The organism is Plantactinospora mayteni (assembly GCF_016862935.1).
GTDB classification, from domain to species: Bacteria; Actinomycetota; Actinomycetes; order Mycobacteriales; family Micromonosporaceae; genus Plantactinospora; species Plantactinospora mayteni.
The window spans coordinates 1-25,380 of sequence record NZ_BONX01000008.1; the positions used below are offsets into that span (position 1 = coordinate 1).

Sequence of the window (25,380 nt, forward strand, 5' to 3'; positions counted from 1 at the left end):
AACTGGGGCGGCCAACTGGGGCGGCCAACTGGGGCGGCCAACTGGGGCGGCCAACTGGGGCGGCCAACTGGGGCGGCCAACTGGGGCCGCCAGCCGAGGCGGCTGCGTCAGCCGAACCGGTCGGCGAGCCGGCGGTAGGTGGCTGGCAGGGTGGCCCGGACCGCGATCGGCAGCACCATCCAGCGCGGCAGGCAGACCTCGTGCCGGCCGGCGAGCATGCCGGTGAGCAGGGCGTCGGCGGCCCGCTCCGCCGGCACGGGCCGGGGACGGCGGCGCGGGTACGGCCGGCCCCGGCGGGCGAAGAACGGGGTGTCCACCACGGCGGGGACGAGTTCGGTGACCACGATGCCCCGACCCGTCGTCTCCTGGCGCAGGCTGTCGGCGAAGACGCTCAGCCCGGCCTTGGTGCCCGCGTAGACCGCCTCCTCGCGTACGCCGAGCCGGCCGGCGATGGAGCCGACGAAGCCGAGCCGGCCGCTGCCCCGGGCCAGCATTCCGGGCAGTACCGCCCGGGCGAGCAGCATCGGGGCGGTCAGGTTCGCCGCCACCAGCGCCTGGATCTGGGCGTCGGTCATCCCGGTGAGCGGCCCCGCGAAGCCCTGGCCGGCGTTGTTGACCAGGATGTCGACCCGGCCGGCGTCGTCGAGTACCCGTCCGGCGAGTTCCGCCGTCCGGTCCGGGTCGGTGAGGTCGCACGGGATCGCCGTACCACCGGACTCGGCGGCGACCGCCGCGAGCCGGTCGGGGTCCCGGCCGCTGAGGAAGACCCGTGCGCCGGCACCGGCCAGCCGGCGGGCCGCGGCGGCGCCGATCCCGGAGGAGGCGCCGGTGACCAGGGCGACGGCGCCAGCGAGGCGGCGGGAAGTCATACCGGTAGTGTCGCCCATTCGGTGCCGGTGGACCGCACGGAGCGCCGAACCGGAACCCGCTCGGGGCCGGGGGGTCGGGAATCGCCGGTCCGGTGAGGAATTGCCGAGTGGGTCGGGAATTACCGAGTGGGTCGGGAATTATCGGTCCGGGTCTGGAATCGCCGGTCGGGTCGGGAATTGCCGGATCCGATGGTGAATTGCCGGGGTCGGGCATGGAAACGCCGGGTCCGGTGGGGAATCGCCGGTCGGGTCAGGAGTCGAGGTCGGCCAGGGCCGCGCGGAGGAACGCCGGGGTCTCGGTCGGCGAGACGGCCTCGACGCAGAGCCGTTCCATCGCCGCGGCGTAGTAGTCCACGTCGTCGCGCTTGTCGAGGTAGAGCGCGCTGGTGAGCTGTTCCATGTAGACGACGTCCGGCAGTTCCTGGTCGGGGAAGCGGAGCAGGCTGAACGCGCCTCCGGCGGCGGCGTGCCCGCCGGCCCGGAACGGGATCACCTGGACCGTGATGTTGGGCTGCCGGCCGGCCTCGATCAGGTGCTCGAGCTGGCCGCGCATCACGTCGGTCCCGCCGATCGGCCGGCGCAGCGCCGCCTCGTCCACCACGGCCCACAGTTGCGGTGCACCAGGCCGGGTCAGCACCTTCTGCCGGTCCATCCGGAGTTCGACCCGGCGTTCGATCTCGTCGGGCGGTGCCCCGTCGTGGGCGAGCAACACCACGGCCCGGGCGTACTCCCGGGTCTGCAACAGCCCGGGAATGTACTGCACCTCGTACGCCCGGATCAGCGCCGCCGCGGCCTCCAGCCCGAGGTAGGACTGGAACCAGTTCGGCAGCACGTCGCCGTACCGGTGCCACCACCCGGGGTTGTTCGCCTGGCGGGCCAGGGCGAGCAGGGCTGTCCGTTCGGTCTCGTCGGTCACCTGGTAGAGGGTCAGTAGATCGGCGACGTCGCGTTCCTTGAATCCCACCCGGCCCAGCTCCATCCGGCTGATCTTGGATCCGGACGACCTGATCTCCCAGCCCGCGTCGTCGCGGCTGACGCCCTTGGCCTCCCGCAGCTTGCGCAACTGGCCACCGAGCAGGATCCGCAGCACGGTGGGACCGCCCGCGATCCCCGGGTCGGCGGTTCCACCCGCGAAGACCGGTCCACCGTCGATGATCGGTTCACCGTCGGCGACATCGCCGTCCGGGACCGAACCACGGCCGGATGGGGCCATCGTCACGTGTCGCCTCCACACATGCTCGACGCAGCCCACCGAGGGCTGGGCCAAATCCGTCGGTAAGCATGCCATGGCTTGACGGTGAGGAGACTAGACCCAACGCGCTAATTTTCTCGACCCTTGTCCAGTCGGGATCGCGTGAGCGTGTCGGGATGGTGGCGTACGGTGGTGTCGGCGTACCGGACGCCGTAGGTACGGTCGGCTACCGGATGAGGTTGTCGAAGTCCCCGTCCCGGGCGCCGAGGATGAAGGCGGTGATCTCGTCGATCGTGTAGATCAGCGCCGGCCCGTCGGGGTCCCGGGAGTTGCGGACGGCGATACCGGCGCCGCCGGGCAACTCGGCCATCTCGACGCAGTTCCCACTGGGATTGCTGCGGCGGCTCTTCTGCCAGGCGAGGGTCGGCAGTTGGCCGGTGGACATGCCGTTGTACGTCTGAATCATCGCCAGTCTTTCTGGAGGTTCCGGAGGGCTGGGGGCGGTGGGCGTCGCGTAGGCCCGACTGCGTGTGATTCCTCCCCGTGGACGCGTCCTCAGCCGTGACAGTGCGTGCAGCATCGTGTCCGGTCATCGCTGCATGACCATCTGCACGTGCATTCGCTCTTGCGTATGCACCTGACAGCGAGCATGATAGCGCGGTAAGGGTGTGTCCGTTTGTTCACTTTTCGTGATGGAGGCGGGGTGCCGTTGCCAGCGCAATCGAGGCGTCGGGGACCAGGCGAGATTGCTGGTGTGCCTGCCTGCCTGGGCAGATGGTCGCCAACGGATCGCAATGGCTCGGTTCCGGCCCGTGCTGGGGTACGCGAACTTGGATCACGGACAGTCACCGACTACTCCCGGCAACCGGCCTTCGGACAGCGGCTCGGTCCGGCCTGCGACCCGTCCCCGAGTCGGGTCTCCTGAAGGGACACGGCATCGTGGATCCCTTCACCCTCGCGGCCGGCGCCGCCGCGGTCGCGGGCCTCGGCGCGGCCTGGCGGATGCACGGCCGGGTGCGGATGGCCCAGGCGGAGGTGGTCCGGCTCCGCGAGGAGTTGCAGTCGGAACGGCACGCGGCCACCCACGACCCGCTGACCGGGCTACTCAACCGGCGGGCCTTCTACCAGATCGGTGCCGCGCTGGTCGCCGATCCCGGCCGCCCGCCGCTGGTCGCGGTGGTCCTGGATCTCGACGACTTCAAACAGATCAACGACCGGTTCGGCCACGCCGCCGGAGACCAGGTGCTGATCGCGGTGGCCTGGCGGTTCGCGGCGTACGCGGGCAACAACCTGGTGGCCCGGCTCGGCGGCGACGAGTTCGCCGGCCTGCTCGCCGGTGCCCGGGCCGACGGACGCTGGCTGCACCAGTCCGCGCGACGGCTCGCGGAGCTGGTCTCCGCGCCGATCCAGGTCGCCGAGCGCGACCTGCGGATAACCGCGTCGATCGGACTGGCCCCGGTGCACGGCCGCGCGCAGTTGGCCGAGGTGCTCGACCTCGCCGACGCCGCGATGTACCGGGTGAAGACCCGGCGGGCCCGACTCGCCCCGGCCGACGTCGACACCGCCGGTTGCGTCGGCCCGTTCGCGGGGTACGTCCAGGGTCCGGCGCAGTTCGGCCTGTCAAGCAGTACGACCGGCGAGGCCACCGGCGCGCCGGACGTGCACCGTGAACTGATCGAGACGACACCCGGTGCCGAGTCAGGAGGGCAGTGACAACATGCCAGTACCCAACGTGGATCCGCACCGACGGAACCCGGCGGAGATCGACTCCACCGCCAGTTACCGGCCGACCGATCCGGTCTGGGTCTACCGGTCCGGCACCTGGCGGGCGGGAGTGGTCGAGGCGGCCTCGGCGCTGGCCGCGACGGTCACGTACCGGCCGAACAGCGCCCGGGGCACCGGCGTGGACACTCTCACCGCCCCTTACATGATCCGGCGGCAGGAGCCGGACCCGCTGCTCGACGGCGAACCCGCCGGCCGGCGCTAGACCACCGCAAGCGCAATCCCCGGCGGCTCGCACCGCCAGGCCCCACAAGCGCAGTCCCGGCGGCTGGTACCGCCGGGCCCCGAAAGCTCAGTCCCCGGCGGCTCGTACCGCCGGGCCTCGTGGCCGGAGGGGCGGAGCAGTGTCGTCGCCCGCCCCGCAGGAGATCCCGGCGGTGCCCAGGCTCACCGCCCCGGCCCGTCGGTGCTCAGCGGGCGTGCGAACGCCGTCCCGCGTAGGCGCCGAGCGCCGCGACCAGACCGGTGCCGAGTGCCGAGCCGAGCGCCACCAGTACCGCACCGATCACCCAGAGCCCGTCGGCGTCCGGATCGGTCGCGGCGTCGGCCGAGAAGGCGACAGTGAGCACCGCCGGTACGACGATGCCGGCCAGCCACGGCCGGCCCCGGCGCCCCGTCTCGAAGACCAGCACGGCCAGCACGACCCCCAGACCGACCACCTGCCACGCCGAGTACGGCCCGGTCTGCGCCCCCGTCACCGGATCGGTCTCCTTCTGCTGGTCCCAGCCCAGGAACGCCCAGTACGCGAGCGCGGTGAGGCCGGCGAGTCCGACGATCCAAAGCGGAGTGTGCCGGGCATCTGCCCGCTGCCGTTCGATCATGTCCTCGACTCTCCACCATCGCCCCCGCCGACACCCGAGTACCCCTACTCAGCTCTGCCGTGCCGTCGCTCAACCCTTCGGACCGGAGGCCGTCGCCCCGCAGCCGGCGACCCGTACGCCACACCAGGGCCAGCGCGGCACCGTTCCGCGACCGGGGTCGTGAAACGTTTCAGGCAGTCGCGGCCCTGCGGCGGGGTGTCGTAGTCGCCGTGCCCTTGGCCGCCGACGTCCGGGGTGGTGTCCGGGTCGGCGGCAGCGACAACTCGCAGCAATGTGGATTTTTCTGGTTTATTGGGTGTTACGGTCAAAACCGGCAGTATTTTTCGGGGTGACGCCGAAACCTGGGAGAGGCCGGACATGCCCAGCCAAGAGGTCGCCGGGGAGGTCGGATCACGGATCCGGCCGAGCGAACCGCAGCCGTCGCGGGTGACCGCCGGCCGGACCCCGCGCCCCGGCCCGGCCAGCGGGGCCTCCCTGTCCGAACTGGTCGGATACCGGGCGGCGGTGGCGGACCTGCTCGCCGAGGTCGCCGGCCACGCCGGCCGCGACGACCTGCCCAGACTGGAGCGGACGCTGACGGACCGGGTCACCGGCCCGGACTTCGCCGCCGTGCTCGGCGTACTGCCCGGCGGCGCCGCCGACGCCGCGAACCGGCTCGTCCGGGAGATCCGGGACTACCGGCCGAACAACCGCAGTGTCGCCCGCGACCTTGCCGGCCTGATCCGGATCTACCTGCTCTCCCGGATCGACGTCATGTGGTGGGGACACCTGCCCGGGTTTCCGACCGACGCCGACCTGCACAGCTCGGCGGAACTGGTCGACCTCGAGGCGCTTCGCCGCACCGACCTACTCCGGTTCCGCTACCGGCGGCCGGCCGGGCACCTGCTGAGCCGGGCGGCCCGGGCGGTGCGGCACCGGCTCCGGCCACCCGGGACACCGCCGGCCGGCCGGAGCGCCGTACCAGCCGCCGGCACCGGGCCCCGGACCACCCGGACCCGGCCCGAGGTGGTGGCGCTGCTGAACCAGCTCGCCGTGGACCTCGCCCGGCGCCGCCCGGGTCCGACCCCGCCGCTGCGGGTGACCAGCCTGGCCCGCAGCCTCGAACACCAGCACCGGCTCCGGGCCCTCGGGTACGCGGCCATGCTGCCCAGCGGGCACTGCCTCGGGTACGCGATGGATCTGGAGATGTCCTGGCTGCGCCGGTTCGACGCGCCCGGCACGGTCGCCGCCGTGCTGCGGGAGCGGCAGGGCTGGGGCGACGTGAACGTGATCGACGAGGGTCAGACCTGGCACCTCTGTGTCAGCCCGCGCGCGGCCAGCCGACTGCGGCGCGACTTCCTGACCGCACTGGGAGGTTGAGCGGCATGTCCGGCATCGTCCTACTGCTCGGTCCCGGCGCGGACCGCCGTACCTTCCACCGGATGATGGCGGAACTCACCCCGCGCGGCGACCTGGCGGAGACCCGGCTCGGTCCCGACCTGCTGGCCGGGGTCCAGCGGCTGCGGATCGTCGACCGGGAGCGCGCGGCCCAACCCTGGTGCTCCGCCGACGGCCGGTGGCTGCTCTGCTACAACGGCGAGGTCTACAACCACCGGGAACTCGCCGCCGAACTGCTCCGGCTCGGCCGGCCGCTGCGCACCGAGAGCGACACCGAGGTGGTACTGGAGGCGTTCCTGGCCTGGGGACCGGAGGCGGTCACCCGACTGCGCGGCGAGTTCGCCTTCGCCCTCGCCGACACCGCCACCGGACGGCTCTACCTGGCCCGCGACCCACTCGGGGTACGACCGCTCTACTGGTCCCGGCACCTGCGCCGGCTGCACGTCGCCTCGGAGGTCAAGGCGCTGGTGCCGATCGGGGCGCCGATCTCGGAGCTGCCGCCCGGGCACCACGGCTGGGCCGACGCCATGACCGGGCCGGAGCTGGTGCCATACCTGGACCTGGTCCGGCTCGGTGCCGGGCAGCCGCCGGTCCGCGACGCCGACGAGGCGGCGGAGCTGCTCCGGGAGGCGGTCCGGGACAGCATCCGGGCCCGGCTCGACACCGACCTCACCGTCGGGGTGTTGCTCTCCGGCGGCCTGGCCAGCACCCTCGCCCTGCTGCACGTCCGGCAGCTCCACCACGACTGCGTGGCGTTCACCGTCGGCACCCCGGACAGCCCGGACGTGCAGAGCGCTCGCCGGCTCGCCGCCGACCTCGGCGTACACCACGAGGTGATCGAGGTCCAGCCCCGGGACATCCGGCTCGACGACATCCGGGCGGCCATCCGGATCTCCGAACTCACCGAGTACGCCGACCTGATCGACGCGGTCGTCTCGGTGCCGCTGTTCCGGCGGGTTCGTGATCTCGGCGTCCGGGTGGTACTCACCGGTGACGGTGCCGACGACCTCTTCGGCGGGCACCCGGGCTCGGACGCGGTCGGCCCGGAGGTGGCCGGCCGGCTCTTCCGGCACCGGATCCGCAACCTCTGTCGTACCGGGTTGCAGCGGGTGGACCGGACCGGTCTCGGGCACGGGGTGGAGGCCCGGCCGCCCTTCCTCGACCTGTCGCTGGTCGAGTTGGCGATGCGGCTGCCGGCCGAGCTGAACCTGCGGGACGGCCGGCCGCGGTGGCTGCTCCGGCACGCCCACGCCGACCTGCTGCCGGAGTACGTCCGGGACCGGCCGAGGGAGCCGATGGCGCTCGGCTCGGGGCTGCACGAGGGGGTACGGCCGTACCGGGCGCTCTTCGCCCGCCAGTACCGGGCGTTCGGCTACGAGCTGCTGGAACCGGTACGCCGCGACTTCGACACCGTACTGGTGCGCTGCGGCCACGACCTCGACCGTGCGGTCGCCAAGGGTACGGCCCGGCCGGACGTCTTCGAGCATGCCCGCGACCTGGCCGGAATGGCGAGATGGAAGGTGGGCCCGGCGTGGCGCCGGCTGACCGGCTCCGGCCGACAGAGCTGAACCGCCATAGGCGCCCAGCGCTTTCCGCTCAGCCCGGCAACGGAGTCGACCGGCTCGCCAGCCCGGCGTCCCGGTACGCCCCGGCCAGCCGGCGCACCCCCTCGGCCAGCGTCTCCGGATCACACATCGAGTACGACAGTCGCAGGTGGCGGTGCCCCGTGTCGGCCACGAAGAACTGCCGCCCGGGCACGTACGAGACCCCGGCGGCCTCCGCGTACGGCAGCAGTTCGGTACCGGCGTATTCGTGTGGCAGCCGCAGCCAGAGGAACCAGCCGCCGCCGGGTACGGTGAACTCGGCCTGCGGCAGCTCGTCGCGTACGGCGGCCACCAGTGCGTCGCGCTGCCGGCGGTACCGGATCCTGATCGCCTCGACGTGCCGCCGGTACGCCCCGGACGCCGCGAACTCGGCCAGGGTCAGCGCGCTGGCGTGGTTGACCCCGCCACCACTGTCCACATAGCCCCGTGCGGTCACCGCCGCGACCAGTGGTCGGTCACCCGTGAGCCAGCCGAGCCGCAGCCCGGGCGCGACGCTCTTGGCGAACGACCCGATCCGGACCACCGTCCCCGGCTCGGCACCGCTGAACAGCGAGGCCGGCGCCGGAGCTGGATAGGCGAGTTCCCGATAGGTGTCGTCCTCCACCACCGGTACCCCGCTGCGGGCGGCCACCGCCAGCAGGGCGGCCCGACGATCCGCCGGCAGCGACCGCCCGGTCGGGTTGTTGAACGTCGGCACCAGGTAGAGCATCGCCACCCGCCGGCCCTGCCGGGTGACGGCCCTGATCAGGTCGTCGGTGGCGGCGGGATCGATCCCGTGCTCGTCGGCGGGGGCGGGCACCGTGTCGACCCGGTGGTCGGCGACGACCCGCAGCGCCAGATGGTAGGTGGGGGAGTCGACCAGTACGACGTCGCCGGGTCGGCAGAGCACGGCGGCGACGAGGTCGAGCGCGTGCGAGGCGCCCCCGGTGACGAACACCTGGCCGGGCTCGGGTGCCCCGCCGTCCACCTCGGCCAACCGTTCGCAGAGCCACTCGATCAGCGGCCCCGGGCCGGCCGAGTGGCCGTAGGTGAGCGCGGCGGCACCGTAGCGGCGCAGCGCGGAGTGGGTCGCCTCGGCCCAGGCGTCCATCGGCAGTGCCGCCGGATGCGGATGCCCCCAGCCGAGGTCGATGCTCCCGGCCCGGCTCCGGAACTGCACGATGGGCAGTGCGCGCGGGCGGGGTGCCGTCATCCGCCCACCATAACCAGCCCTGGCCGCCGGGTTGGACGGCCCGGGCCCGTCGAGAGCCCGGCCCGAAGCGCCCCGCCCCGGTCCGGGCCGCCCCGCCCCGGTCCGGGCCGCCCCGCCCCGGTCCGGGCCGCCCCGCCCCGGTCCGGGCCGCCCCGGTCCGTGCCGGGCCGTGTCGGGCCGTGTCGGGCCGGGCCGTGTCGGGCCGGGCAGGGCACAGTGAGCCCTTCGACCTCCGCATGCGGTCCGTCGTGGCCGGTGGAGGTCGGGTCATGCGCCGCGCTGTCCAGGTCGAAAGGTTCGGCGGTCGGCCGGCGTGCCGCGCTCTGGGTGAGCGCGTGAGTGAACCGGTACTCCCGGGCGTGCCCGCGAGCCGGCGTGGCGCACCGGGTGCGGCGTGATAGACACTGCGTTACGCTGTCGTTTCTGTCCGCCTACTTCCGCCTACCTGAGGAGCGCCTTCGCGACATGGCCGTGGTCTCAGCAGTCCGGCGCGTGCCGGGTCCGGGCCGGCCGGGCCCCCCGAGACGAGCCGTCCGACTGCTGACCCGAATCGCCCTGCTCGGCGGGGGTGCGCTGACCGGATACTTCCTTCTCGGCATGCTCGACGGGCCGGCGCTCGCCGGTGACCGGGGCGCCCCGGCGACTGGTGCGGAGCCGCTCGGCTCGCTCGTCGGGACGATCGCGCCAGGACTGCCGGCACTTCTCGACGATCACGTTCAGTTGCCTCGAAAAGCGACACCCGAGACCGGTCGCCCCGCCTCCCGCCCGGAGTCTGCCGGTCCGGAGCGGACCCGCCCGGAGTCTGCCGGTTCGGAGCGGGTCCACCCGGAGCGCGCCCGTTCGGAACGGACCCGGCCGGAGTCCTCCCGTTCCGAGCGGGCCCGCCCGCCCTCCGGCGGCGAACGCGGTGGGCCCGCGTCGCGGCCACAGCGGGAGCACCCGGCCACCACCCGGGGCACTCCGCTCCGGACGACGGCCCTCGAAGCGCCACCCCGCCCGTCCGTGGTGACAGGTGTGCTCCCCGAGCTGACGGCCGGGGTGCCACTCGTGCTGGCGGTGCTGCCGGACGTGGTGGCGGCTGTCCCGGCAGTGGCCGAACGGTTGCCGGAGCTGGTCGGGACCGTGCCGGAAGTGGTCGGCAGCGTCCCGGAGGTCGTCGGTGCGGGGCCGGACGGCGACCACTCCGGCGCACCGCCGCCCCGGGGCCTGCCGTCACAGCCGGCCGAGCCGCCCTCCGCGCCCGCCGTGGCGCCGCCACCGGCACCCCCGTCGGCCCTGGCTCAGCAGGCCGCGCCGGCTCCGGTTCCCGCCGAACCGCCGGGGTCGTCCGTGCCGCTCCGGCAGTCGCCCGAGCCGGGTGCCGGCGGCGCGGCGGGTCCGAGCCGTCCGTCGCCCCGGGGTGCCGACGCCTGGGACATCGACTCCGGGTTCCCGTCCACACCCGACTCACCCGTCGACCCCGGCGCCGGCACGCAGTACGCCGGACCTACGCCGCCCAGCGCTGGACAGGCCGCCGTCCTGCCGGGCACGGCAGGCTCGCAGTCGTCCACGCGAACTCCGTCGATCTTCCGGTACGGGGACGCCACTCCCACCGGCCGGTCGCCGGGCGTACCGGCGTTGCCTGGCTGATCCGCTCCGGCGGCCGTACTCCCGGCCGTTCTTCCTCTCCGCCGTGGCCGTCCTCGGTCCGGTGGAAGCCTCCGTCGGTGCACCGGGCACCGCCGTACCCGTCGAGGTGGCGGGCCCGACCGACGGCGCCGTACTCAATCGTGCTCGTGATCGGCTCCGGTCGGGTGGGGACCCGCTCGGACGTCGAGGTTGTCGCTGACTTTGTGTACCGAGATCGGAGTGACCTCGTGATCCGCATTGTGATCGTGGAGGAGATGGGTTTGTTACGTGGGGCGTTGCGGGCGGTGTTGTCGAGTGAGGAGGACCTGGACGTGGTGGCGGACCTCCACGAGCCGGCCGAACTGGTGACGACAGTCCGCCGGCGGCGACCGGACGTGGTGGTGGTCGACATGGAGCTGCCCGGTGCCGACATGCTCGACGTCCTGGCGCAGCTCGGTACCGAGGCGCCGGGCAGTGCGGTGCTGGCGTTGGCCACCCAGTTGAGCCCGGAGGCGCTGCAACGGGCGATCCGGTCCGGTGCCCGGGGTTTCGTCGACAAGAACCTGCCACCGGCGGAGCTGGCCCGGCTGGTCCGGGCAGTGGCGTTCGGCGAGCGGGTGTTCGACCCGGTGGCCGCCGCGGCCGCGCTGAACCCGCCGGAGAGCCCGCTGACAAACCGTGAACTGGAGGTGCTGCGAGTGGCCGCCGAGGGTCTGCCGCTGAAGGAGATCGCCCGTCGGCTCTTCCTGGCGCACGGCACGGTCCGCAACCACCTCTCGGTGATCATGCGCAAGACCGGGACGCGTAACCGGCTGGAGGCGGTCCGGCAGGCCCAGCGGGCGGGTTGGATCTGACCTCCGACGCTCGGCGGCGTCCGGGACCAGGCGACCCGCGTCGCCGGTCCCGGTCGCCCCGGTGGGCGTACGCGGCGCGCTCGTGTTTGAATGTTCACGCGGGGTGATCTAGTGGTGACAACTAGCAGGGGGGAACGTGATCCGAACGCTGCTCGCGCTGAACGGCGCTCTCATCCGTGGCGCCCTGGCCTTCGTGCTGACCACTCAGGACGACATCGAGGTCGTCGCGGAGGTCGACCGAGCCGAGGACATCGGCACGGCACTGCGGATGCAGCGTCCGGACGTGGCCGTCGCGGACGTCAGCCTCTTCGGGGCGGGGGTGCTCTCCACCGCGGTCGCGTCGTCCGAACCGCTACCGGTGCTGGTACTGGTGGATCCGCGCCGGCCCAGGGTGCTCGGGGACGCGCTGCGGGCGCGCTGCCAGCGCCTCGGGTTCCTCGGCAGTGACGTCGCGCCGGAGCGGGTGGTCGAGGCCGTCCGCCGGCTCGCCTGCGGCGGGTCCGTGATGGACGCGGACCTGGTGGTCGCGGCGCTCAGTCGGGACAACCCGCTGACCGAACGGGAGGTGGAGGTGCTGGAGATCGCTGCCGAGGGGTGGCCGGTGGTGGAGATCGCCAGCAAGCTCTCCCTCTCCGCCGGCACCGTGCGGAACCATCTGTCGCGGATCGCCGGCAAGACCGGCGCGCGTACCCGGATCGAGGCGATCCGGATCGCCCGGGAGAAGGGCTGGATCTGAGCCGGCCCGCCCGCGCCGTGGCTCAGAGCACGGGCACGCCCGTCCGGCTGCTGAACCGGCGGGCGTCGGCCAGGTCGTTGACCAGCGGTTCGCCCTTGAGGTTCAGGCTGGTGTTGAGCAGGATCGGGCAGCCGGTCCTGCGCTCGTACTCGCCGAGCAGGTCGTACAGGCCCGGATGCTGGTCCCGGGTCACGGTCTGTACCCGGGAGGTCCCGTCCACGTGCACGATGCCGGGAAACGCCCGGGGATCCCGGCACCGAGCGGTGAACTGCATGTACGGCGACGCGCCGACCGGCATGTCGAAGTACCTCCCGGCGACCTCCTGCCGGACCACGGGGGCGAACGGACGGAACGGCTCCCGCCCCTTCACCCGGTTGACCCGGTCCCGGCTGTCCGGCCCGCGCGGATCGGCCAGCAGCGAGCGGTTGCCCAGCGCCCGGGGACCGAACTCGGCGCGACCGCGCGCCACCCCGACCACCGTCCCGGCGGCCAGCGCCTCGGCCAGAGCGGCGACCGGGTAGTCACCCCCGATCAGGGTGCCGAGGTAGGGCCCGGTCCAGTTGAGCTGGTGGCCGAGTACCGCCGCCGCCGCGCCGAGGCTCGACCCGGCGTCCCCGGGGTTCGGCAGCAGGGTTATCCGGTCGAAGCCGCTGCGTCGGGCCAGCAGTTCGTTCGCGACGCAGTTGAGGCCCAGCCCACCCATCACGGTGAGCGTCGCCGCGTCGACCCGGGTACGCAGCCAGCGCGCCGCCCCGAGCAGTACCTCCTCGGTCACCACCTGGATGCTCGCCGCCAGGTCCGCCGGATCGGCCCGGGGCTGCCAGTCGCCGATGCCCCGGTGTACGTTGCGGCGGAGCCGGAAGGTGGGTGGGGTGAGTTCGATCAGGTCCGTCTTGACCTGCTCGACATACCGGGGTCGGCCGAGCGCGGCCAGCCCCATCACGATGAACTCCTCCTCGTTGGGCGTGAACCCGCAGCGCCGGGTGAAGGCGCTGTAGAGCAGCCCGAGGCTGTGCGGATAGCGACAGCGGGCGAAGACCCGGTAGACGCCGTCCCGGAACTCGCCCAGGGTCAGAGTCTCGAACTCGCCGATCGCGTCGGCGGTGAGTACCGCCGTGTGCCGCTCGCCGCTGGTGAAGTGCCCGGCGGCGGCGTGCGACTGGTGGTGCCCCACGTACCGGATCGGTACTGCGCGCAGTTCCGGCAGGTCGAGCCGGGCCAGGTAGCGGCGGGGCAGGTCGTCGACGGCCACGGCGTGCCGGAACTGCCCGGCCCGTACGTGCCGCAGCTTCTTCCACAGTGGATGCTCGTACCAGGCGACAACGTCCGGGCGGCCCCAGGAGAGCGCCTCGGCGAGCAGCCCGGGGGCGAGGTCGGGATCGTTCTTCCGGCGTGAGTACCGTTCGGCGTGGCCGGCGAAGAGGATCTCGTCACCCCGGACCACACAGGCGGAGGCATCGTGCGACAGCGCGCTGAGGCCGAGGACGTGCGTGATTGCCATCGAGGCGACTCTATCTATTGACCGCCCCGGCTAGCTATTGGTCAGTTCGGCCGGAACGGGATCGCCGCCCTGCCAGTGCCCGACCAACTCCCGATAGGTCGCCGAGCGGGCCAGCAGGTCGTCGTGCCGGCCGCGCAGCGGACGACCGCCGTCGAGGATCAGGACCTGCCGGGCCCGCAGCGCCGAACTGATCCGGTGGGCGACCACCACCAGCGCACCCGGTCGGGTGCCGAAGGCGTCCTCGACGGTCGCCTCGGCCACCGGGTCCAGGTGACAGGTCGCCTCGTCCAGGATCGCCAGCGGTGCGGGGGAGAGGTAGGCGCGTACCGCCGCGACGAGTTGCCGTTCACCGGCGGAGAGCGCCGTGGGGTGCACCGTCCCGGTCAGCCCGCCGAGGCGGCGTACCAGCGGCAGCAGGCCCAGCCGCTGCACCGCCGCGTCGACCTGGTTCCGCGGCGCGTCGGGTCGGAGGTAGCGCAGGTTGTCCAGCAGGGTGCCGGCGAAGACGTACGCCTCCTGCGGGATCAGTACCCGGTGCCGGGCCAGCGCCGCCGGCTCGGCAGCACCGACCGGTGTCCCGCCGAGCAGCACCGTACCGGCCTGCGGGGCGAGCAGCCCGGCGAGTAGTCCGGCCAGGGTGGACTTGCCAGCCCCGCTCGGCCCCACCACCGCCAGGTGTGCCCCGTCGGGGAGGGTGAGGTCGAAGCCGTCGAGGACCGGGCGGGCCCGTGGGCCGTACCGGAAGGTGACCCCGCGCAGTTCGGCCCGGGCCGGAGCTGTCCCGGTGCCCGGCGGCCCGACCCCGGACCCGGTCACGGCGGCACCCGACGCCAGGGGCGCTCCGGCGCTTCCCGGTGACGGTGTTCCGGCGTCCGGGCGGACGGAGGCTCCGGCGGCGGGCTGCGGGGTGAACGGTTCGGCCAGCGCTGGGCGAGGCGGCGCCGTCGGCGGGCTGCCGGCTCCGGCCCGACCGGCGGTGGCGGGGCCGGTCGGGAGGGTGGTGGCGTGGAGGATCCGGTCCAGCGTCACCGCGAACCGGAGTCCGCCACCGGCCACCCCCTGCACCAGCGCGTGCAGCGCCGGCTGGAGGCCCGTGGCGACGTACACCAGGGCGCCGAGCACCGCACCGGCGGTGAGCCCGCGCCGGACCAGCCACGGAGCGGCCAGCAGCAGTACCGCCAGCGGCAGCCAGCCGCCGACGGAGAGGCTGAGGCTGCGCAGCGCGGCCATCCGGGCCAGCGCGTGCTCGGCCTCGGCCTGCCGGCCCACCTGCCGACCCACCCGGTCGGCGACGATCTGCTGCGCACCGCAGGCCACCACGTCCCGGTGCCCGGCGAAGGCGGCACCGGCCGCCTCGCCGAGCCGCTCGTCGGCGCGGACGTAGTCGCGCTGCCGGCCGACCATCGCCGGCAGGGCGGCGGCGAACAGCACCAGACCGGCGACCAGCGGTACCGCGACCACCCCGGCCACCACCGGGGTCAGCGAGAGGAGCCCGAGCAGGGCCGCCCCGGCGATGAACAGGAAGCCCCGAACCACCATCACCAGCCCGGCGAAGGTGTCCCGGACGATCTCCACCTGATGGGTCAGCCGGGCCACCGCCGCAGTCTCCGGTCGGGCTCCGGCGGCGGTCGACCGGTGCAGCGCTCCGGTGACGACCCGTTCCGCCAGCTCGTCGCGGAACGGCTCGACGACGTCGCCGAGCCGGGCGTACGCCCGATTGGTGCCGACCGCGCCGACCGCGACCGCGACGGCCAGGACGGCGAGCCAGGCCAGCCCGGTGCCCGGCCGGCCGGCCAGGAACCCGTCGTCCACGGCCCGGGCGGTGAGCTGGCCGGCGAGCAGCGCCGGCAGTGCCTCGGCGGCCGACCAGCCGGCGAGCCGGCCGAGCGGGCGGGCCCGGCGGCGCAACGCGGCGGCGGTGAACCGGACGACGCCGCTCACCGGACCGCCTCGACCGCCGACCCGGCGGACCCGGCCGACTCAGCCGGTCCGGTCGGTCCGGTCGGTTCGGCCGGTCCCGTCGGTTCAGTCGGTTCGGCCGGCTGCGCCGGTTCGGCCGGCTGCGCCGGTTCGGTCCGGGGCGACGTCGAGGCTGCGAAGACGGCCCGGTAGGCGGGATCCCGCCACAGCTCGCGATGCGGGCCGACGCGCAACCGGCCGCCGTCCAGCCAGGCGACCAGGTCGGCACCGGCGGCGGTGGCCACCCGGTGGGTCACCACCAGTCGGGTACGCCGGTCCGGGTGCGCGGCGACCGCTGCGGCGATCCGGTGCTCGGTCGCGGTGTCCAGGCTGGACGTCGCGTCGTCCAGGATCAGCAGCCGGTGGGCGTGCATAGCCCGGGCCAGCCCGAGCCGCTGCGCCTCGCCGCCGGACATCGGAGTCGCGTCCAGCCGGCTCTGGTAGCCGTCCGGCAACCGCTCGACGAACTCGTCGATCGCGGCTGCCCGAGCCACCGCGACGAGCCGCCCGTCGGCGCCCGCCAGCCCGCTGCCGGCCAGTTCCTCACTGGTGGGCTGTCCGGTGTCGGGCGCCTGGTCGGCGCTCGCCCCTTCGGCGTCGGGCCGCTCGTCGGCGGTCGCCTCTCCGGCGTCCGGCTGACGCCCGGAGCCGAGGTCGGAGCCGAGCGTGATCGCCTCCGCGATCGTGTCGCCGATCAGTACCGGTCGTTCGAAGCCGTACCCGACCGCGTGCCGCAGGGCGGATCGGCTCAGCCGGGGCAGTGGTATCCCGTCCAGCAGTACCTCGCCGGCGTCGGGGTCCCGGAGTCGGCCGGCGACTGCGGCCAGGGTCGACTTGCCGGCTCCGGACGGGCCGACGACCGCCATGGTGGCGCTGGGCGGCACCCGTAGGTCGATCCCGTCCAGCACCGGCCGCCCGTCGTCGCCGTACACCGTCACGTTGGAGAGGACGAGCCGGCCGGTGCCGGCGGGTAGCGGCGCCGTCCCGTACGACCGGGGTGGTTCGGCCAGTACGGTGGCGACCCGCTGCGTACCGGCCCGGGTCCGGATCAGCCGGTTGAGCGTGGCGACGATGCTGCCGAGGCCGGCGCCGAGCGCGGCGTACTGCACTGCGGCGAAGAGCTGGCCCGGGGTGAGCCGACCGTCGGCAACCGACCAGCCGCCGACCGCGACGATCGCCAGTTGCAGCAGCGGGGCCACCGCTGCGGTCCGACCCGAGGCCCGGGCCAGCGTGGTCCAGGTGCGGGTACCGTGCGCGCGCAGCAGCGGCAGCGGTGCCAGTACCCGGTCGATCTCGGCCCGGACGGTGCCGGCGGCGGCGATGGTACGGGCGCCGTGCAGCGCCTCCGCGAGCCGCCCGGCGATCCGGCCCTGTACCCCGAGATAGCCGGCGGCGGCGGCCGAGGCGTCGGTGACGAAGGCGCGCAGGCCGGCGGCGAGCAGCAGCAGCCCGGCACCGAACGTGACGGCGAGGCGCCAGTCGAGCAGCAGGAGCGCCAGCACGCTGCCCAGCGGGGGGAGCGCGGCGGTCACGCCGAGCACGACGGTGCTGCCGGCCTGCCCGGAGTCGGCGGCCTGCCCGACCAGCCGGCCGACCAGGTCACCCACCGGATAGCGGGTGGCGCGGCGCGGATCGAGGGCGAGCAGGTGCCCCAGCAGCCGGTGCCGCAGTCGTGCGGTGGTCCGGGCGGTGCCGGCCCCGCCGGCCAGGTTGCTCAGTGTGTCGGTGGCGACGATCAGCACGACCAGCCCGCAGGCGGCGAGCGGCCACCACCGGTCCGCGTCGCCGAGCGCGGCGTCCACGGCGAGCCCGAGGACGGCCGGCAACAGCAGTTCGGCCGCCGCGCCGAGCAGCGCGGCGGCGCCGAGGGTGACAGTCCAGCTGCCGCCGTACGTGATCGCCTGCCGGAACAGCCGGTTCCCGTCCGCCCGGAGCAGTCGGTCCCCGTCGGCGGCCACGCCTACCACCCTCCTGTCGAGACGGGTTGCCCTGGGTGGGGACGTCTGCCCACCCAGGGCACCGATGCCGACCTGATCAGTTGCAGGTCGTCACGGACAGCGAGCTGTCGCCGCAGAGCAGCAGGCTCGCGCGGCTACCGCCGCCACCGCCGCCCCCACCGGTGCGGTCGGCCAGCTCCATCCCCTGAAGGTCCAGAAGCGCCATGTGTGTTCACCTCCTCCTAGATGTCGGTCCGATGTGCCCCTCGCGGCAGCGAGGGGAGTCTGGTCGCGCCGGTCAGCGGCGCGAGGAAGGGCAGCGTGACCGGCTCGTCGTGCCGGGCCATGGCGGTGGCGAGCAGTACGCCCGCGCTCCCGGTGGCCAGGTCCGTCGACAGCCGCAGCAGTTGCTCGCCGGGGAAGGCGAGGAAGCCCTGGTACGGCAGCGCGTGCCAGGCCAGCCGCCCCACCTGGCGGTCCAGTTCGGCCCGGTCGTCCTCCCGGTCGACCGTCCGCTGCTCCCTGCTCGGGTGGCTTCCGTCGGCCGTCCGCGCGGCCAGGTAGGCGATGATGCCGGCCCGCCCGGCGAAGAGTCCGGACTGCGCGTAGAACGGGGCCCGGGCGGCCCGCCGGAGAGCCTCCGCCGAGTCGGCGAGTTCCGGGTCCGGCCGGTGCCGGAGGTACTGGTCGAGCACCAGTCCGATGCCGACGCTGCCGTGCGCCAGGTACGGCATGGTCCGCCAGCCCTCGTCCACCTCCAGCGCCCCGTCCGGGCGCAGTACGCAGCGGCGCAGGTCGTGCCGGAGCGCGTCGCCGGCCCGGTCCAGCAGTTCGGTGTCACCGGTCAGTTCGTAGAGCCGGAGGAACATCAGGGCCGGGCCGGTACGCCCCCGGGTCAGTCCCGCGTACGGGTGCTGCCCGCCGCTGATCTGCGCTCCGGCGCCGGTGCTGCCGGCGGAGACGCCTCCGGCCAGCGCACCGGCGCCGTCGGTCGACCGGTCGGCGACCAGTTCGGCGGCGCGCCAGGCAGCCTGCCGTAACGTCGGTTCACCGGTCCGGCCGGCCAACTCGGCGAGGTTGAGCGCAATGCCGGAGAGCCCGCTCACCAGATCCTCGCCGAGTTCTTCCCAGGGCTCTCCGAGGCAGATGTCGAGTACGTCGAGCGCGTCCTGCCGCCGGCCGAGGTGCTCCAGGGCGTACGCCACGCCGTGCAGCCCGTCGTAGAAGCCGCAGCGGGTACCGGACGCGGGGTGCAGGGCCCGCTTGACCAGCCAGTCCTCGTGGTCCGGGTACCGGCCGGCGCCGGTCGCGTGCAGCGCGTGCAGGACACCGGCCGCGCCGTACCCGAGGTTGAGGCCGCCGGTGCGGAACTGCTCGATGTCGCCGGGAAAGAGCCGGTCGTCGCGCTCCGGTGTCGCGCTGGCGAGGATCGCGCCGACGATCCGGTCCCGCAGCCTCGGCCAGGCCGACCGGCCGGCGGCGAAGTCGTCGGCCCCGGGCACCGGCTGACCCGCCCCGGCCCGCGCCGACCCCTCGGGCCAGGCGGCCGAAGCCCCGTCGGGCTGGACACCGGGCTCGGCGCCGGTGCGAGCGGCGGGCGTGTCGGATCGGCCGGCGGGCTGGTTGGCGGGGCGGGTGGCGGTGCCGGTGATCTCGGCGACGGCCGCGTCCAGGAAGTCGCGCGGCACCGGGAAGTGCGCGGCGACCACGTCGGCGAGGTGCGCGGCCTTGGCCGGGGCGAGCCGGACCACCTGGGTCAGCGGCAGGAACAGGGCGAGCCGGAGGCAGGCCAGGGCGTAGCGGTCCACGGCGAGTCCGGTCCGGTCACGCGGGGCGGCGAACGCCTGGTTGCGCAGCGCGGGTCGGCTCGCCTCGGCGACCGGAGCGGCGACCTCGAAGTCGACCAGGGTGACCCGGTCGTCCGGGCCGACCATGATGTTGAACAGGTGCAGGTCGCCGTAGACGATGCCGTGCGCCGCGATCGCCTGTACGGTCCGCCGCACCTGCGCGTGGATCCGCAGCGCCCAGTCCGTGTAGTCGGCCAGCTCGGCCGGGGTGGCGTCGGCGTCGACCAGCGGGTACCGCTCGACGACCAGCTTGTTCAGCGCCCGGCCCTCGACGAACTCCAGGGCGAGGAAGTGGTGGTCGCCGAGGACGAACTCGTCGTGCACCCGGGTGATTCCCGGTACGTCGGCGAGCCGGCGCAGCATCTCGGCCTCGCGGTGCAGCCTCGTGATCGCGTCCGTGCCGGTGGCGTCCAGCCCGGCGTACGGGCGGGCCTCCTTCAACACCACCTGGGTGTCGGTACGGGTGACCCGGCCGACGTACAGGCCGCCGCCGTTGGAGAAGTGGATGACCCGTTCGATCCGGTACGGCAGCTCGGTGGTGGTGGTCGCGTTCCGGGCGGCGAGGTGCGGGCCGAGAAACTCGGGCAGGGCCACCCAGTCCGGTACGTGGAACACCGGGTCGCGCCGGTCCGGTACCAGGGTGCCGGTGCCGTCCTCGACGGCGGGTACCACCTGGCCGTCGGCGCCGACACAGTAGCGGGCGGCGAAGCCGCCGTACCGGACGTAGACCGGGCCGGCGCCGTAGCGCAGGTCACTGAGGATGTACGGTCCGGCCTCGCCGGCCAGCCGCTCGGCGAGTTCCTTGCAGGCCAGTTCGAGTTCGGCCTCGTCCCGGGGGTAGATGGTGACGAACTTGCCGCTGGAGCCGCGCCGGGCGTACTTGGAGTTGCGCATCAGCAGCATCCGCGGGCCGCGGAGGAACTTGAACGACATTCCCCGGGGGACGCAGTAGTCGAAGACGCCGTCCAGGATCCGGTCGGCGTTGTCCAGACAGGCCGACACGTGGATCTTCCAGCCCTGCTGGGGGAGCTTGCCGTCCTCGGGACCGTAGACCAGCCAGTCGTCGCTCGGCTCGCGCTGCCAGCCGGCCGGCACCGGGCGGTCGGCTGCCGCGAACCCGGCGGCGGTGGTGGCGGAGGTGGTGCTGAGGGAGTCGTAGAACAGCGGATCGACCGCACAGTAGGCGTCGTATCTTTCGTCCATCGTCGCGGCTCCTCGGGTGGTCCCTGGGCGACCGTGCTTCATCGACGCATCCGAGTCTCCTGGTCGGATCCGAGGTGTTACTAGTGTGTTAAGTCATCCCTCAGGGTGCGTCGCGCACGGGTACCTATGACAAATGTCAGGGCCCACAGGCAAGCGAGGATCATCTATATCGCTATATCCGGATACACGAATCAGTGCTGGTGGGGTCGGCGGCAGCGGATCGGCGCCCGTCGGGTGCACAGTGCACGCCCGACCGGCAAGCCGGTACGCCTGGCAGAGCGCGGTCGCGGGGCGCCGACGGCGAGGTCAGCGCCGTCCCTCCGGTTGCCGGTGGATTTCGAGTAGATCTATTTACGTCGTCAGGCTGTCATGACATTCTGCCAAAGGTGAGGTCGTTGGAGATCGATCGTTGGCGAAGGGAGGCAGACATGCCAGATCGGCGCAGACGTCGACGGGGGCGTACGACCGGACCGGCGGGCAGCCGCGCGATGGGCGCGCTCGTCACGGTGGCGGCGGTGGTGCTGGCGGCCACTGCCTGCGGAGACTCCTCGGAGCCCGCCGGCAGGGACGCGAAGGACATCACGCTGACCATCACCGACAACGCGATCGCCGGAGGCAAGAACTCCCGCAGTGCCGAGTGGATCCAGAACTGGGTGATCCCGAGGTTCGTCGAGGCGCAGAAGGCCAAGGGCGTGACCGCGAAGGTGACCTTCGTGCCGAGCGGGGTCGACGACGAGCAGTACAAGACCAAGCTCGCCCTGGACCTGCGGGCCCGGTCCGGCGGCGACGTGATCTCGATCGACGGCATCTGGGTCGGCGAGTTCGCCCAGGCCGGATACCTCAAGCCACTGTCCGAGGTGGCCGGGGCGGAGACCGACTCCTGGGAGGGCTGGGCACAGATCCCGGAGGCGGTGCAGGGGCTCGGCCGCTTCGAGGAGAAGCGGTACGCCATCCCGATCGGCACCGACGGCCGGATCCTCTACTACAACAAGAAGCTCTTCGGCCAGGCCGGCCTGCCCACCGACTGGCAGCCGCGGAGCTGGCAGGAGATCCTCGACGCGGGCGCCAAGCTGAAGGCGCTGCCCGGGGTGACCCCGATCCAGGTCAACGGCGGCACCGCGATGGGCGAGGCGACCAGCATGCAGGGCGCGCTGCCGCTGCTGGCCGGCGCCGGCGGCGAGGTCTACGCGAACGGCAAGTGGAGCGGCGCCACCGGGCCGGTCCGGGACATGCTCGACTTCTACGCCCGGGTCTACCCGGCCGGGCTCGGCGACCCGCTGCTGCAACAGGAGGCGAAGGGGCGGGACAAGTCGTTCCAGCGTTTCGCCGAGGGCAAGATCGGTATCCTCGCCGAGGGCGACTACTTCTGGCGCAGCGTGGTCGAGCCGAAGGCCGGCATCGCCAAGATGGCCGACCGGGACGCCACCGTCGGCTACGCGCTGATCCCGGCGAAGAACCCCGGAGCCGGCATCCGGGGGCAGGACTTCGTGAGCATGTCCGGCGGCAGCGTGCGTACGCTCAACCCGCACTCGAAGTACCCGACCCAGGCGTTCGAGCTGCTCAGCTTCATGCACTCGGCGGAGGCGGTGAAGGCGGAGCTGGGTGACGTACCCCGGATCACCGCCCGGACCGACGTCAACAACGAGGTGCTGGCCGGCGACCCGATGCTGAAGTTCGTGGCCGAGAAGGTCCTGCCGATCACCGCCGCCCGACCGCCGCTGGCGGTCTATCCACAGGTGTCGGTGGCGATCCAGGAGGCCACCGCGGCGGTGGTCGGCGGCAAGTCGCCGGACGCGGTGGCGACGGACTACCAGAAGAAGCTGGCGGGGCTGGTCGGTGGCGCGGACCACGTCACCTCCTGACCCGACGACCGCCGGTGCCGGCGGGTCCGCGACCGGCCGGGACGACCCGGGTACGCCGCTGGCCCGCCGTGCCGACGCCGCCGGGCTCGGCCGGGCCCGGGCGGGCGGGTTCGTACTGCCCGGCCTGGTGCTGATCGTCCTCTTCCTGGTGGTACCGGCCCTCTGGACCATCTACCTCGGCGTCACGAACTACCGGCTGACCGGGCTGGCCGCGGCCGACCCGCAGGTCGTCGGGCTGGACAACTACACCGCCGCGCTCGGCGACGAGCGGTTCCGCAGTTCGCTCTGGCTCACCCTCCAGTTCGTCCTCGGCTCGGCGGTCATCGGCCAGGCCGGACTGGGTTTCGCGATCGCCTGGTCGCTGCGCGACCGGCACGGCCCGGTACGCCGGGTGGTGGAGGCACTGGTCCTGCTGGCCTGGATCCTGCCGAGTTCGGTGGTGGCGTTCCTCTGGATCGCCCTGCTGGACCGGGACGCCGGCACCCTCAACGCGCTGCTCGGCACGCCCGGGATGGCCTGGCTGCTCGACCACCCGATGCTCTCGGTGATCCTCTTCAACACCTGGCGCGGCACCGCGTTCTCGATGATGCTCTACGGCGCCGCGTTGCAGAACGTGCCGCCGTCGCACCTGGAGACCGCCCGGCTGGCCGGGGCCTCCACCTGGCAGCAACTGCGGGACGTGGTCTTCCCGCGCATCCGTGGGCACGTGCTGACCAACCTGCTGCTGATCAGCCTCTGGACCTTCAACGACTTCACCCCGTTCCTGATCACGGCGGGTGGCCCGGAGCAGCGCTCCGAGATCCTCCCGGTCTACGTCTTCAAGATCGCCCTCTCCGGCGGGGAACTCGGGTTCGGCGCCGCGATCTCCTTCCTGATGCTGCTGATCAACCTGGTCATCGCCCTGGTCTACCTGCGCACCCTCGGCCAGCGGCGGGAGGCCCGGCGATGACGGCCGGCCCGAGGACGACCGCCGGTCCGGCGACGTCGGCTGATCCGGTACCGACCGCCGGTCCGGGGGCGGCCCTCGGCTGGCGGGGTGCGGTGGTGCAGATCGGCCGGTACACCTTCGTCTCGGTGGTGCTCGGCTTCTTCGCGCTGCCACTGCTCTGGCTCGCCACCGCACCCTTCGACCGGACGCCGACGATCACCACCTCGCTGCCCGAGTTCACCCTGGACAACTTCCGGGCCCTGCTGGACAACCCGTACGCGCTCCGGTCGCTGTGGAACTCGATCCTGCTCTCCGGCGGTACGGCGGTCCTGGTGGTGACGTTCGCCGCCCTCGCCGCGTACGCGCTCAGCCGGGTACGGGTGCCGGGGCGGGACGCGCTGCTCTACGGCCTGCTGCTGCTCTCCTCGATCGTCACCGGTACCGCCACCATGGTGCCGCTCTACGAGTTGGCCTTCCGGCTCAACCTGATCGACTCCCGGCTGGGCGTGATCCTGATCCTCAGCGGTGGGCTGCTGCCGGCGGCGATCTTCATCCTGAAGGACTTCATGGACAGCACGCCGACCTCGTACGAGGAGTCCGCCCGGGTCTTCGGGGCCAGCCCTGTGCAGATCGTCTGGCAGATCGTCCTGCCGATGGTCCGGCCCGGGCTGGCCACCGTGGCGGTCTGGGCGGTGGCGAACGTCTGGGGCAACTTCCTGGTGCCGTTCCTGCTGCTGCGCAACCCGGAGAAGGCCCCGGCGGCGGTGATCATGTACACCCTCTACACCGAGGGCGGCCAGGCCAACCTGGCACTGCTCTCCACCTTCTCCCTGCTCTACTCGCTGCCGGTGGTGCTCATGTTCGTCTTCGTCAGCAGCCGCTACGGCTTCCGGTTCCACGGAGGGATCAAGCGCTGATGGCCGCCATCACCCTGCGCCGGCTCGGCAAGGTATATCCCGGCGGTGTCCGGGCGCTGGACGGGCTCGACCTGAGCATCGCGGACGGCGAGTTCTTCGCACTGCTCGGGCCGTCCGGCTGCGGCAAGACCACCCTGCTGCGTACCATCGCCGGGCTGGAGGTGGCCACCGAGGGCGCTGTCCAGATCGGCGACCGCGACGTCACCAACCTCCAGCCGGGCCGCCGGGACGTGGCGATGGTCTTCCAGGACTACGCGCTGTTCCCGCACATGACCGTCGAGGAGAACATCGGCTATCCGCTGCGGATCAAGAAGCTGCCCCGGTCGGCCCGGCGTGACAAGGCCGCCGAGACCGCCGCCGAGCTGGGCCTGACCGGGCTGCTCGACCGGCGCCCCGGTCAGCTCTCCGGCGGCCAGCAGCAGCGGGTCGCGCTGGCCCGGGCGATGGCCTGCCACCCGCAGGTCTTCCTGCTCGACGAACCACTGTCCAACCTGGATGCCCGGCTCCGGCTGGAGGCCCGTACCTTCCTCAAGCGGTTGCAGCGGGAACTGGGCGTCACCTGCGTCTTCGTCACCCACGACCAGGCCGAGGCGCTGGCCCTGGCGGACCGGATAGCGGTGATGGAGGGCGGGCGGATTCGTCAGGTCGGCACCCCGGTCGAGGTGTTCCGGCGCCCGGCGAACACCTTCGTGGCCGGGTTCATCGGCTCCACCCCGATGAACCTGCTCGACGCCGAGGTGGCCGGCGACGCGGTGGTGGTCGCCGGGACCCGGCTGCCGCTGCCCGAACCGGCCCGCGCCGTGGTCGCCGACGGCGACCGGGTGGTCTACGGGGTACGCCCCGAATACCTCGACCTGCACACCGCACCGCTGGACGACGCGCTCTCCGGCCGGGTAGTGGTGGTGGAGAACCTCGGCAGCAGTTCGCTGGTCTCGCTGGACCTGCCGGGCGGGGACGGGGTCGCCGGGGTCGGCCTCCAGGTGGTGGTCCCGGAGGGCCGGGAGCCGGAGCTGGGCAGCACCGGTTGGGTGGTGCCCCGGGCGGGCCGCTCGCTGCTCTACCGGGACGGCGAACTACTCGGCGCGGACGGTGGCGGTGTGGTCGGCAGCGGTGTGGTTGGTGCCGGTGCGACGGGTGGCGGTGTGGTGGGCGGACCGGCCTGACGGGGTCGGACGAGCGGATCGGGGTGCG

At 73.2% G+C, this 25,380-nt stretch carries 21 protein-coding genes and 1 pseudogene; 11 read left to right on the forward strand and 11 right to left on the reverse strand.

All coding sequences use genetic code 11. The annotated features are described in order from the left end of the window. Positions 1-107: 107 nt before the first annotated feature. The 3 genes from Pma05_RS07355 to Pma05_RS07365 form a co-directional block, all read right to left on the reverse strand. Complete coding sequence (locus tag Pma05_RS07355) at positions 108-869, reverse strand: SDR family NAD(P)-dependent oxidoreductase (protein ID WP_203856559.1); 762 nt, start codon at positions 867-869, stop codon at positions 108-110. Between the two features lie 250 nt (positions 870-1,119). Further along, positions 1,120-2,088: a Sco1979 family transcriptional regulator gene (locus Pma05_RS07360; protein ID WP_504960284.1), complete on the reverse strand. Its 969-nt coding sequence runs from the start codon at positions 2,086-2,088 to the stop codon at positions 1,120-1,122. 199 nt (positions 2,089-2,287) lie between these two features. Beyond that, positions 2,288-2,527, reverse strand: coding sequence for a DUF397 domain-containing protein (locus tag Pma05_RS07365; RefSeq protein ID WP_203856560.1), 240 nt, complete (start codon positions 2,525-2,527; stop codon positions 2,288-2,290). Between the two features lie 470 nt (positions 2,528-2,997). On the opposite strand from Pma05_RS07365, the pseudogene Pma05_RS07370 reads away from it, so the two are divergent. Further along, positions 2,998-3,588 (forward strand): annotated as a pseudogene (locus Pma05_RS07370) (GGDEF domain-containing protein); the annotation flags it as partial. Between the two features lie 190 nt (positions 3,589-3,778). Continuing rightward, positions 3,779-4,048 (forward strand): hypothetical protein, encoded by a 270-nt coding sequence (locus tag Pma05_RS07375; RefSeq protein ID WP_203856561.1) that lies wholly within the window; start codon positions 3,779-3,781, stop codon positions 4,046-4,048. Between the two features lie 205 nt (positions 4,049-4,253). On the opposite strand, the gene Pma05_RS07380 is transcribed toward Pma05_RS07375, so the two are convergent. Further along, positions 4,254-4,664 (reverse strand): hypothetical protein, encoded by a 411-nt coding sequence (locus Pma05_RS07380; RefSeq protein WP_203856562.1) that lies wholly within the window; start codon positions 4,662-4,664, stop codon positions 4,254-4,256. A 357-nt stretch (positions 4,665-5,021) separates the two neighbouring features. Here Pma05_RS07380 and Pma05_RS43415 point away from each other — a divergent pair, with 357 nt between their 5' ends. After that, positions 5,022-6,023 (forward strand): hypothetical protein, encoded by a 1,002-nt coding sequence (locus Pma05_RS43415; protein WP_275414654.1) that lies wholly within the window; start codon positions 5,022-5,024, stop codon positions 6,021-6,023. Between the two features lie 5 nt (positions 6,024-6,028). Further along, positions 6,029-7,609, forward strand: coding sequence for an asparagine synthetase B family protein (locus Pma05_RS07390; protein WP_203856563.1), 1,581 nt, complete (start codon positions 6,029-6,031; stop codon positions 7,607-7,609). Between the two features lie 28 nt (positions 7,610-7,637). Here the strand turns inward: Pma05_RS07390 and Pma05_RS07395 are convergent, their stop codons facing one another. Then, the gene (locus Pma05_RS07395; protein ID WP_203856564.1) at positions 7,638-8,837 is read right to left on the reverse strand and encodes an aminotransferase-like domain-containing protein; all 1,200 of its coding nucleotides are present in this window, start codon (positions 8,835-8,837) and stop codon (positions 7,638-7,640) included. Between the two features lie 477 nt (positions 8,838-9,314). After that, entirely contained in the window at positions 9,315-9,551 is a 237-nt protein-coding gene (locus tag Pma05_RS07400; protein WP_203856565.1) for a hypothetical protein, read from the reverse strand. 300 nt (positions 9,552-9,851) lie between these two features. Here Pma05_RS07400 and Pma05_RS07405 point away from each other — a divergent pair, with 300 nt between their 5' ends. The 3 genes from Pma05_RS07405 (at position 9,852) to Pma05_RS07415 (ending at position 12,035) form a co-directional block, all read left to right on the forward strand. Next, a complete protein-coding gene (locus Pma05_RS07405; RefSeq protein WP_203856566.1) occupies positions 9,852-10,466 on the forward strand; it encodes a hypothetical protein in 615 nt (204 codons plus the stop codon). 227 nt (positions 10,467-10,693) lie between these two features. After that, positions 10,694-11,299 carry a response regulator transcription factor gene (locus Pma05_RS07410; protein WP_239311862.1) on the forward strand — a complete coding sequence of 202 codons (606 nt, stop codon included), beginning with the start codon at positions 10,694-10,696 and terminating at the stop codon, positions 11,297-11,299. Between the two features lie 136 nt (positions 11,300-11,435). Then, entirely contained in the window at positions 11,436-12,035 is a 600-nt protein-coding gene (locus tag Pma05_RS07415; RefSeq protein ID WP_203856567.1) for a response regulator transcription factor, read from the forward strand. 22 nt (positions 12,036-12,057) lie between these two features. Here the strand turns inward: Pma05_RS07415 and Pma05_RS07420 are convergent, their stop codons facing one another. The 5 genes from Pma05_RS07420 to lanKC all read right to left on the reverse strand — a co-directional run bounded on the left by Pma05_RS07420 (position 12,058) and on the right by lanKC (position 20,482). Next, a complete protein-coding gene (locus Pma05_RS07420) occupies positions 12,058-13,536 on the reverse strand; it encodes a carbamoyltransferase C-terminal domain-containing protein (RefSeq protein ID WP_203856568.1) in 1,479 nt (492 codons plus the stop codon). A 30-nt stretch (positions 13,537-13,566) separates the two neighbouring features. Continuing rightward, on the reverse strand, positions 13,567-15,477 hold the full coding sequence (locus tag Pma05_RS07425; RefSeq protein ID WP_203856569.1) for an ATP-binding cassette domain-containing protein: 1,911 nt from the start codon (positions 15,475-15,477) through the stop codon (positions 13,567-13,569). Then, positions 15,474-17,453: an ABC transporter ATP-binding protein gene (locus tag Pma05_RS07430; protein WP_239311864.1), complete on the reverse strand. Its 1,980-nt coding sequence runs from the start codon at positions 17,451-17,453 to the stop codon at positions 15,474-15,476. The genes Pma05_RS07425 and Pma05_RS07430 overlap by 4 nt, the downstream gene beginning before the upstream one ends. A gap of 76 nt (positions 17,454-17,529) precedes the next feature. Further along, positions 17,530-17,658 (reverse strand): SapB/AmfS family lanthipeptide, encoded by a 129-nt coding sequence (locus Pma05_RS07435; protein WP_101366223.1) that lies wholly within the window; start codon positions 17,656-17,658, stop codon positions 17,530-17,532. Between the two features lie 16 nt (positions 17,659-17,674). After that, positions 17,675-20,482: a class III lanthionine synthetase LanKC gene (gene lanKC, locus Pma05_RS07440; RefSeq protein ID WP_203856570.1), complete on the reverse strand. Its 2,808-nt coding sequence runs from the start codon at positions 20,480-20,482 to the stop codon at positions 17,675-17,677. A 488-nt stretch (positions 20,483-20,970) separates the two neighbouring features. Between lanKC and Pma05_RS07445 the strand changes: the two genes are divergently transcribed. From Pma05_RS07445 to Pma05_RS07460, 4 genes are read left to right on the forward strand one after another with little or no spacing between them, the layout of a single operon-like run. Further along, a complete protein-coding gene (locus Pma05_RS07445; RefSeq protein WP_203856571.1) occupies positions 20,971-22,344 on the forward strand; it encodes an extracellular solute-binding protein in 1,374 nt (457 codons plus the stop codon). After that, positions 22,319-23,293: a carbohydrate ABC transporter permease gene (locus Pma05_RS07450; RefSeq protein WP_203856572.1), complete on the forward strand. Its 975-nt coding sequence runs from the start codon at positions 22,319-22,321 to the stop codon at positions 23,291-23,293. The genes Pma05_RS07445 and Pma05_RS07450 overlap by 26 nt, the downstream gene beginning before the upstream one ends. After that, complete coding sequence (locus Pma05_RS07455; protein ID WP_203856573.1) at positions 23,290-24,189, forward strand: carbohydrate ABC transporter permease; 900 nt, start codon at positions 23,290-23,292, stop codon at positions 24,187-24,189. Before Pma05_RS07450 ends, Pma05_RS07455 begins: the two co-directional genes overlap by 4 nt. Next, positions 24,189-25,352 carry an ABC transporter ATP-binding protein gene (locus Pma05_RS07460; protein ID WP_203856574.1) on the forward strand — a complete coding sequence of 388 codons (1,164 nt, stop codon included), beginning with the start codon at positions 24,189-24,191 and terminating at the stop codon, positions 25,350-25,352. Before Pma05_RS07455 ends, Pma05_RS07460 begins: the two co-directional genes overlap by 1 nt. The last annotated feature ends 28 nt before the right edge of the window (positions 25,353-25,380 follow it).

Coding starts and splice junctions, on each gene's coding strand:
- lanKC (WP_203856570.1), bottom strand. CDS start 20,482: ATGGACGAAAGATACGACGCCTACTGTGCGGTCGATCCGCTGTTCTAC.
- Pma05_RS07390 (WP_203856563.1), top strand. CDS start 6,029: ATGTCCGGCATCGTCCTACTGCTCGGTCCCGGCGCGGACCGCCGTACC.
- Pma05_RS07365 (WP_203856560.1), bottom strand. CDS start 2,527: ATGATTCAGACGTACAACGGCATGTCCACCGGCCAACTGCCGACCCTC.
- Pma05_RS07455 (WP_203856573.1), top strand. CDS start 23,290: ATGACGGCCGGCCCGAGGACGACCGCCGGTCCGGCGACGTCGGCTGAT.
- Pma05_RS07375 (WP_203856561.1), top strand. CDS start 3,779: ATGCCAGTACCCAACGTGGATCCGCACCGACGGAACCCGGCGGAGATC.
- Pma05_RS43415 (WP_275414654.1), top strand. CDS start 5,022: ATGCCCAGCCAAGAGGTCGCCGGGGAGGTCGGATCACGGATCCGGCCG.
- Pma05_RS07460 (WP_203856574.1), top strand. CDS start 24,189: ATGGCCGCCATCACCCTGCGCCGGCTCGGCAAGGTATATCCCGGCGGT.
- Pma05_RS07380 (WP_203856562.1), bottom strand. CDS start 4,664: ATGATCGAACGGCAGCGGGCAGATGCCCGGCACACTCCGCTTTGGATC.
- Pma05_RS07355 (WP_203856559.1), bottom strand. CDS start 869: ATGACTTCCCGCCGCCTCGCTGGCGCCGTCGCCCTGGTCACCGGCGCC.
- Pma05_RS07445 (WP_203856571.1), top strand. CDS start 20,971: ATGGGCGCGCTCGTCACGGTGGCGGCGGTGGTGCTGGCGGCCACTGCC.
- Pma05_RS07435 (WP_101366223.1), bottom strand. CDS start 17,658: ATGGCGCTTCTGGACCTTCAGGGGATGGAGCTGGCCGACCGCACCGGT.
- Pma05_RS07420 (WP_203856568.1), bottom strand. CDS start 13,536: ATGGCAATCACGCACGTCCTCGGCCTCAGCGCGCTGTCGCACGATGCC.
- Pma05_RS07395 (WP_203856564.1), bottom strand. CDS start 8,837: ATGACGGCACCCCGCCCGCGCGCACTGCCCATCGTGCAGTTCCGGAGC.